The sequence below is a fragment of the Azospirillum sp. B506 genome (assembly GCF_000333595.1).
Classification (GTDB): domain Bacteria; phylum Pseudomonadota; class Alphaproteobacteria; order Azospirillales; family Azospirillaceae; genus Azospirillum.
Map to the genome: position 1 here is coordinate 1 of NZ_BADK01000473.1, position 7,023 is coordinate 7,023.

Genomic DNA, 7,023 nt, shown 5'->3' on the forward strand with positions numbered 1-7,023 from the left:
CAGCCGTTGGCCAGCACGAACTTGGCGGTGGAGGCCAGCACGTCGGGCATGCTGCCCCAGATGTCGCGGTGGCCGTCGCCGTCCTCGTCCACCGCGTTGCGCAGGAACACGGTCGGCATGAACTGGGTCTGGCCCATCGCCCCGGCCCAGGAGCCGCTCATCCGCTCCGGCGCGATGTCGCCGGAGTCGAGGATGCGCAGGGCCGCCAGCAGCTCCGAGCGGAAATAGACGGCGCGGCGGCCCTCGAAGGCCAGCGTCGTCAGCGCGTCGATGACCGAGAAGTTGCCCGTCGACTTGCCGAAATCCGACTCGATCCCCCAGAAGGCGACCAGGATCTCGCCCGGGACGCCGGTACGGCGGCTGATGCGGGAAAGCAACGCTGCATGCTCCTGCAGCTTCTGCCGGCCGTCCTGGACACGCTTTTCATTCACGGCGCTGTCCAAATACTGCCACACTTGCCGGGTGAACTCGGGCTGCGCCGAATCCAGTTCCACGACGCGGTCGGACAGCTTGACCCGCTGGAAGGCGCGGTCGAAGGTCTGCGGACGGATGCCCTGGCTCAACGCCTCGACGCGCAATGCCGCCAGCCATTCGGAGAAGGAGGCGGGCTGCTGCGCCACGGGCTGGGCGGGGGGCTGGGTGGCGGCGGGCGCCGAGGCGCCGGAGGCGACCGGGGCGGTGGCGCCGGTGCTCTGGCAGCCGGCCATCAGCAGGGTGGCGAGAAGGAGGCGGGCGGGATGACGGAACGGGACTCGCATGCGCTCGACCGTGATCGGAAGGGAAGCCGGGCCGTGACCCTAAGGCGCCCGGCCGCAAGGCTCAACCGTCAATTCGGCGGGCTTGGCGTCATTTCGGCAGCCCTGGGGTGGAAACCCCTATTGCGAGGGGGATGCGCTTGCAGCACCGTCGAACCGGACCATATCAAATTTCACGGCAACGCTGCCGTAATTCCCGTCCGGCGGGCCGTCGTCCCGCGGCGCGGTTCCCGGCGGAATCGGTCGATGCCGGGGCCGCCGCCAGGGCCGCCTGTGGGGCCGCCGGGATGGCAGCGAAAGCCGGAACACCATCTTCCTCAATCGCGTTGATCTGGAAGCGCTTCGACGACGAGGCCGCCTCCTGCCACGGAACGCCAAGGGTGCCGACGCCATGAAAATCGTGATCTTCGGCTTGACCAGCGGGTATCGCCAGGACGGAGGGCACCGTGTGCGCTGGCGAGCGCTGATCCACGGGCTGGCGATCCGCGGCCATCGCGTCGTCGCGGTCGAACGCACTGGCCCCGACGCGCCGGCGCCCTGGAGCATTCCCGGCGGCGACGTGCTGTCCTACACCGACTGGAACGATGTCGCGGTGGAGGCGGCGGCGCAGGCGGACGACGCCGGGGTGGCGCTGGTGGTGGCGCAGGGGCCGGATGCCCGCCGTGCCGCCGACCTCGTCCGCCACGCGAAGACGCCGCGCCGCGTGCTCTACGATCCCGAAGCCCCGGTCAGCCTCACGGCGTTGGAGGCGGGGGAGCCGGTGGCCCATCTGCCGGTCGACGGGCTGGCCGGCTTCGACATGGTGCTGGCGTCCTGCGGCGGGCCGGCGCTGGACCGTTACCGTGCCAAGGCGGGGGCGGAATCGGTTGCCCCGCTCTACCCCTGGATCGTCCCCGAGGCCGACAGGCAGGGCGACTTCAAGCGGGAGTATCTCGGCGATCTCTGCTGCATCGTCGGCGGCCCGGACGGCATCCGCGAAGGGTTGGACCGCTTCTTCATCGATCCGGCCCAGCGCCTGACCCGCCGGCGCTTCGTGCTGGTCGGCGCCGACCTGCCGGACGGCGTGCCGCGCGCCTCCAACATCCTGACCTTCCCCGACCTCGACCCGGCCCGGCATGCCGACGTGCTGGCCTCGGCCAACCTCGCCCTGACGCTCGCCCGCGACGACGAGCGGCGGATCGGCTGGTGTCCGTCCGACCGGCTGTTCCTGGCCGCCGCCTGCGGTTCGGCCATCGTCGCCGACCAGTGGGACGGGCTGGACAGCTTCTTCGAGCCTGGCCGCGAAATCCTGGTGGCCGCCCAGACCGACGATGTCCCCACGGCGATGATGCTGCCGCGCAATCACCTGACCGACCTCGGCCGCCGGGCGCGCAAGCGGGTGTTGGCCGAACACAGCGCCGAGCGCCGCGTGCAGGAACTGCGCAGCCTCCTCGATCTGAAGGGCGGCGGCGACGACTGACCGGGGGCGGTCACCCACAACGAGGATGCGCAAGGGCGGGGAGCGGGCTATGGTCCGCTCCCCGTTTCGTTTCGCCCAGTGTCAGGGAGTCCGCCGCCGATGCCGACCGTCACCATCCGCCCCGCCGTCGAGGAGGATTGCACCACCATCCTGCGCTTCGTCCGCGAACTGGCGGAGTTCGAGCGCGAGGCCGATGCGGTGAAGGCGACCGAGGAGGATTTCCGCCGCGACGGCTGGGGGCCGCATCCGGTGTTCGAGGCGCTGATCGCCGACCTCGACGGGGCGCCGGTCGGCTTCGCCCTGACCTTCCGCAATTTTTCCACCTGGGAGGGGCGGCCCGGCCTGTATGTCGAGGATCTCTACGTCACGCCCGACGCCCGGCGCTATGGCGTCGGCCGCAAGCTGCTGGCCGCAGTGGCCCGGCGCGCGGTGGAGCGCGGCTACCGGCGGGTGGATCTCAGCGTTCTGGATTGGAACCCGGCGCGTGGATTCTACGACCGGGTCGGCTTCAGCCAGATGAAGGAATGGCTTCCCTACCGCCTGACCGGCGATGCGCTCTCGGCGCTGGCGGCGGAAGTCGGGGCAGAGGAAGAGTAAGGCGCGGGATCACACGGCGCGGTTCAGAGCCGATACGCCGATGATCTCGGCGTAATCGGCGCGTTCGCTGCGCAGGCTCGACAGAAGATCGACCAGGCTGTCGCGGATGAAGGTGTCGTCCTGCTCGACGATGGTGTCCTGCGTCAGCCGGATGAACTGGTCGAGAAGCGCGATATGGGCCGCGGAAGAGGCGTTGATCTTCTTCGAGTTGACGGCACCGATCATGTAAATCTCCCTTGGCCTGAGCATTCCCGATGGCCTTATCAAGCCATCGGGCCAGTTAAAGACTTCCTAACAGGACTATGAAGCAGGTGGTATCTTCGGGGGTACTTCCGATCTTTGGCCGTTCTGCCTAGGATCATTCCGAAGGGTTACCACGAACGCCTGAGGAAAAGACGTTCTCAATTCTGCTGCGATAGATCACCGTTGGTCGTCCCAGCGATCAGCATGCAGTATGACAACGCGGACCGCTATGTCGGGTTGCTCAGACCACCCGAGGGATTTGGAGGGATGGACTACCAAAGGGTGCAGGTCCGCCAACCCACTTGGGGATCTGCAACCCTCTGAAAAAGCTGATACTCGAAAGGTCTTCAGGCGGCGCGCCGGACGGTTGCGCGGTCGCGGGCGTCGGCACGCTGCAGGGCACAGGCGATCAGATCCTCGAAAACCCCGCCGATGGGGGCCTCCAACAGGGTGGATCGGCCGGCCGGCATCGGGCCTTCCATCAGAAGCGAACCTTCCTCCCCCGGGCCAAGGACGCGCCAGCCGCGGCTCTTCATCTCCGAAACGCGCGTCCGGGCAATGAAGGCGCGGATATGGTCATGTGCCAGATCGTCCATCCTGTTCCCCCAATCGCTGTCGGTGACCGCCGGACCCGCGGCGGTTCGTTCGGAAAAAGCGTACGGAAGAAAATCGAACACAACAAGAACAAATTCGAGGGAAGAGTGAGGAATTCCATCGAGTCGCTCAAGCTTCCGCTCGCGGGGAGCATCCGGCCGCCATCGGACCTGCGTATGACCGGCCCTTGCCGTCCGCAGGTTCACCCCAAAGATCAGGCGGGGCAGGGGTGTTTGCAACCCCGGCCATCCGTGACCAAAAGCGGCGATCAGGAAAGGTTCAGCCATGAGCGGTGTCCGCACCGAAACCGACAGCTTCGGCCCCATTGACGTTCCGGCCGACCGTTACTGGGGCGCGCAGACCCAGCGCTCGCTCCAGAATTTCCGCATCGGCGGGGAACGCATGCCGGCGCCGCTGGTGCGCGCGCTTGGCATCCAGAAGCGCGCCGCCGCCGCCGCCAACCTCAGGCTGGGCGTGCTCGATCCCAGGCTGGCCGCCGCCATCCTGGAGGCGGCGGACGAGGTGATCGACGGCAGGCTGGCCGATCACTTCCCGCTGGTGGTCTGGCAGACCGGGTCGGGCACCCAGACCAACATGAACGCCAACGAGGTGATCGCCAACCGCGCCATCGAGAAGCTCGGCGGCACCCTGGGGGCGAAGACGCCGATCCACCCCAACGACCATGTCAACATGGGACAGTCGTCCAACGACAGCTTCCCCACTGCGATGCACATTGCCGCCGCCGACGAGATCGTGCGCAGCCTGATCCCGGCGCTGGAGCATCTGCGCACGGCGCTGGACGCCAAGGCCGACGCCTTCCAGGAGATCGTCAAGATCGGCCGCACCCATCTCCAGGACGCCACGCCGCTGACCCTGGGGCAGGAGTTCTCCGGCTATGCCGCGCAGGTTTCCTATGGCATCGGCCGGGTCAAGGGAGCGCTGCCGCAGCTCTACCGGCTGGCGCAGGGCGGCACCGCGGTCGGCACCGGGCTGAATGCCAGGGTGGGTTTCGCCGAGGCCTTCGCCGAGGAGGTGGCGGCCTTCACCGGCCTTCCCTTCGTCACCGCGGAGAACAAGTTCGAGGCGCTGGCCACCCATGATTCGCTGGTCGACGTCCACGGCCACCTGAACACGCTGGCGGTGTCGCTGATGAAGATCGCCAACGACATCCGCCTCCTGGGCTCCGGCCCGCGGTCGGGCATCGGCGAGCTGTCGCTGCCGGAGAACGAGCCCGGTTCGTCCATCATGCCCGGCAAGGTCAACCCGACCCAGTCGGAGGCGATGACGATGGTCTGCGCCCAGGTGATGGGCAACCACACCACCGTGACCGTCGCCGGCGCGACCGGCCATTTCGAGCTGAATGTGTTCAAGCCGGTGATCGCCTTCAACGTGCTGCAGTCGATCCGTCTGCTGGCCGACGCGGCGGTCAGCTTCACCGACAATTGCGTCGTCGGCATCGAGGCCAACCGCGAGCGCATCGCCAGGCTGGTGTCGGACAGCCTGATGCTGGTGACGGCGCTCAACCCCCACATCGGCTATGACAACGCGGCGAAGATCGCCAAGAAGGCCCACAAGGAAGGGACAAGTCTAAAGGAGGCCGGGCGCGAACTTGGACTCCTGACGGATGAACAATTCGATCAGTGGGTTCGTCCCGAACGGATGGTTGGTCCCGGCTAAGCTTGGGGGTAGGGTTGGGGGTGGCTTATCCCGGCCGTTCCGGCCTTCCTCTGTCCACCCTCATCCCCCACCTGCGATGCGTGCGTGACCATGAAGAAGCGTTCGGTTCTGATCGCCGGCCATCCCACCAGCGTTTCCCTTGAGGAAGAGTTCTGGGATGCCCTGAAATCGGTGGCGCAGTCGCGCGGCCTGTCGGTGAACGCCCTGATCGAGGAGATCGACCAGAGCCGCACCGGCAACCTGTCCAGTGCCATCCGCGTCTATCTGCTGAAGGCGGCGCGGGGTCCGGGAGAGTGACGGGCGGTCCGACATCCGCAAAGCGGGCCTGAGGGGGACGCCTGAGGCGGGGGATGCCTGAGGTGGACACCCGCCTCTTGCTGGCGTACACGCTTGCGGTCCGTCCAACCACCCTGCAAGACCCTGCCGCCATGCCGCCCGACGTCACCACGCTCGACATCGTCGCTTTCGTCTGGTTCATCGGCTCCTGGGTCGGCTTCACCGTCATCCAGGATCATCTGCTGGTCGGCCGCAATGTGGTGAACCAGCATCTGCGGATCGTGCGCCGCCATTGGATCGAGCGGATGCTGGAGCGTGACAACCGCATCATCGATTCGCAGCTGTTCGGCCATACCATGCACAGCTGCACCTTCTTCGCCTCCACCAACATGCTGGTGCTGGCCGGGCTGATCGGTTCCTTCGGTGCGGCGGAGCGGGCGCAGCAGTTCGTTTCGGATCTCTCCTTCACCGTCCAGACCTCGCACCAGATGTTCGAGCTGAAGATGCTGCTGATGGTGGCGATCTTCACCTTCGGCTTCTTCAAGTTCACCTGGGCTCTGCGCCAGTACAATTACTGCTGTGCGCTGATCGGCTCGGCGCCGATGCCGCCGGTGCCGCTGGAGGACCGCAAGCAGATCGCCCGGGCCATCGGCGAGGCGCTGACGCTGGCGATCACCGCGCTGAACGGCGGGATGCGCGCCTATTATTTCGCCCTGGCGGCGCTGGCCTGGATCATCGGACCGGCATTCCTCATCGCCGCCACCACCGGCGTCATCCTGGTTCTCACACGCCGGCAGGGATTCTCCGCCACGGAGAAGGTCATACGTGTGCAGACTCAATGGCTGGAGAGAAACGAGACAAACAAAGAGAAATAATACATAAAATCCCACACGCTTTTCTCTGCGTGCGACCAAATATCCTCTACCTGACGGCGAGTTGCGGCGTCTAAGGTCTTTCCATCATGAATCGCGCGGCAGCTTGTCGCCGCGACGGAAAGATCAAGAGGACCGCTATGGACGCCGACACCGCATTGACCATCATGGAAGCCCTGGATCAGGCGGAGGCCCTGCTGAACCGCGTGCAGCTGCGCGACGGCTATGCCGGCCGCGACACGCTGGCCCGGAACCGGGAACTTCTGGATGCGGCCCGCGATCGGCTTGAAAAAGTCCACAGCGTCGAAGGCATGGGATCGTTCGACTGCTGCAGCTTCGGCCGGTCGCCGGCGATGGCCTGACGGACTGACGGACGACGTCTTCCGGTCGTCGTCCGGTCTCAGCCCTTCAGCAGAACCTTGCCGCCGCTGCGCACCCGCGACCAGTCCTTGGCGAAATAAGCGAAGTCGCTCGACGGCCGGCTGAACAGGAAGCCCTGGGCCAGCGACACGCCCAGCCCGGTCAGCAGGTCGGCGTGCACCGTCTCCTC

Annotated in this window: 9 protein-coding genes; 6 read left to right on the plus strand and 3 right to left on the minus strand. The window is 66.6% G+C overall.

Annotation, left to right across the window (positions count from 1 at the left end; translation table 11 throughout):
• The coding region (locus I71_RS14115) for a lytic transglycosylase domain-containing protein (protein WP_042695488.1) at positions 1–758 on the minus strand (758 nt) is incomplete at its 3' end.
• A gap of 388 nt (positions 759–1,146) precedes the next feature.
• Between I71_RS14115 and I71_RS14120 the strand changes: the two genes are divergently transcribed.
• Together I71_RS14120 and I71_RS14125 are read left to right on the plus strand one after the other, a co-directional pair.
• Positions 1,147–2,214, plus strand: a complete 1,068-nt coding sequence (locus I71_RS14120) for a glycosyltransferase (RefSeq protein WP_042695489.1) — start codon at positions 1,147–1,149, stop codon at positions 2,212–2,214.
• A 99-nt stretch (positions 2,215–2,313) separates the two neighbouring features.
• The gene (locus tag I71_RS14125) at positions 2,314–2,811 is read left to right on the plus strand and encodes a GNAT family N-acetyltransferase (RefSeq protein WP_042695490.1); all 498 of its coding nucleotides are present in this window, start codon (positions 2,314–2,316) and stop codon (positions 2,809–2,811) included.
• Positions 2,812–2,820: 9 nt separating this feature from the next.
• Here the strand turns inward: I71_RS14125 and I71_RS14130 are convergent, their stop codons facing one another.
• Together I71_RS14130 and I71_RS39720 are read right to left on the minus strand one after the other, a co-directional pair.
• A complete protein-coding gene (locus tag I71_RS14130; RefSeq protein ID WP_042695491.1) occupies positions 2,821–3,036 on the minus strand; it encodes a hypothetical protein in 216 nt (71 codons plus the stop codon).
• 365 nt (positions 3,037–3,401) lie between these two features.
• Positions 3,402–3,935 carry a hypothetical protein gene (locus tag I71_RS39720; protein WP_244433834.1) on the minus strand — a complete coding sequence of 178 codons (534 nt, stop codon included), beginning with the start codon at positions 3,933–3,935 and terminating at the stop codon, positions 3,402–3,404.
• Between I71_RS39720 and fumC the strand changes: the two genes are divergently transcribed.
• The 4 genes from fumC to I71_RS14155 all read left to right on the plus strand — a co-directional run bounded on the left by fumC (position 3,934) and on the right by I71_RS14155 (position 6,835).
• Positions 3,934–5,325, plus strand: coding sequence for a class II fumarate hydratase (gene fumC, locus I71_RS14140; RefSeq protein ID WP_042695492.1), 1,392 nt, complete (start codon positions 3,934–3,936; stop codon positions 5,323–5,325). The genes I71_RS39720 and fumC overlap by 2 nt on opposite strands.
• A 90-nt stretch (positions 5,326–5,415) precedes the next feature.
• Positions 5,416–5,622, plus strand: coding sequence for a ribbon-helix-helix domain-containing protein (locus I71_RS14145; protein ID WP_042695493.1), 207 nt, complete (start codon positions 5,416–5,418; stop codon positions 5,620–5,622).
• Positions 5,623–5,684: 62 nt separating this feature from the next.
• Entirely contained in the window at positions 5,685–6,476 is a 792-nt protein-coding gene (locus tag I71_RS14150) for a DUF599 domain-containing protein (protein ID WP_244433835.1), read from the plus strand.
• Between the two features lie 137 nt (positions 6,477–6,613).
• Complete coding sequence (locus I71_RS14155) at positions 6,614–6,835, plus strand: hypothetical protein (protein WP_042695494.1); 222 nt, start codon at positions 6,614–6,616, stop codon at positions 6,833–6,835.
• Positions 6,836–7,023 lie beyond the last annotated feature (188 nt).